This is a genomic window from Bacillus sp. AFS055030 (assembly GCF_002574545.1).
Classification (GTDB): domain Bacteria; phylum Bacillota; class Bacilli; order Bacillales; family Bacillaceae_G; genus Gottfriedia.
Genome location: NZ_NUGT01000062.1, coordinates 1 through 771, shown reverse-complemented (window position 1 = coordinate 771; position 771 = coordinate 1). Strand labels below are relative to the sequence as shown.

Here is a 771-nt window from a genome sequence, read left to right as displayed (position 1 = left end):
TGCTCCCGTTGCCCCGGTTGTTCCCGTTGCTCCCGTTGCTCCCGTTGCTCCTGTTTCTCCCGTTGGGCCGGTTTCTCCTGTTGCTCCTGTTTCTCCCGTTGCTCCGGTTGGGCCGGTTACTCCCGTTGCTCCCGTTGCTCCGGTTATTCCTGTTGCTCCTGTTGCTCCCGGTGGGCCGGTTGCTCCCGTTGATCCTGTTATTCCGGTTACTCCCGTCGTTCCTGTTGCTCCCGTTGGACCTGTTGCTCCTGTTGCCCCAGTTGGGCCGGTTGATCCGGTTACTCCCGTTTCTCCGGTTACTCCCGTTGCCCCGGTTGCTCCCGTTGCTCCTGTTACTCCCGTTGCCCCGGTTGATCCTGTTGTTCCTGTTGCTCCTGTTGTACCAGTCTCACCTGTTACTCCGGTTGATCCTGTTATTCCGGTCGTTCCTGTTGAGCCTGTTACTCCGGTTGCTCCGGTTGGGCCGGTTGACCCTGTTGTTCCTGTTGCTCCTGTTGGGCCGGTTGGGCCGGTTGATCCAGTTGTTCCTGTTATTCCGGTTGCTCCGGTTACTCCGGTTGATCCAGTTGACCCAGATACTCCTGTTGCTCCGGTTACTCCGGTTACTCCTGTTGACCCTGTTGATCCAGTTGACCCTGTTGATCCGGTTACTCCCGTTGCTCCGGTTGCTCCTGCTACTCCGGTTGTTCCGGTTACTCCGGTTGCTCCAGTTGACCCAGTCTCACCAGTTACTCCAGTTGACCCTGTTGCTCCTGTTGCTCCGGTTGACCC

At 58.1% G+C, this 771-nt stretch carries 1 protein-coding gene; it reads right to left on the bottom strand.

What is annotated here, in order from left to right; all coding sequences use genetic code 11:
- A partial coding sequence (locus CN925_RS21790) for a hypothetical protein (protein WP_180232986.1) occupies positions 1-771 on the bottom strand: 771 nt, incomplete at both ends.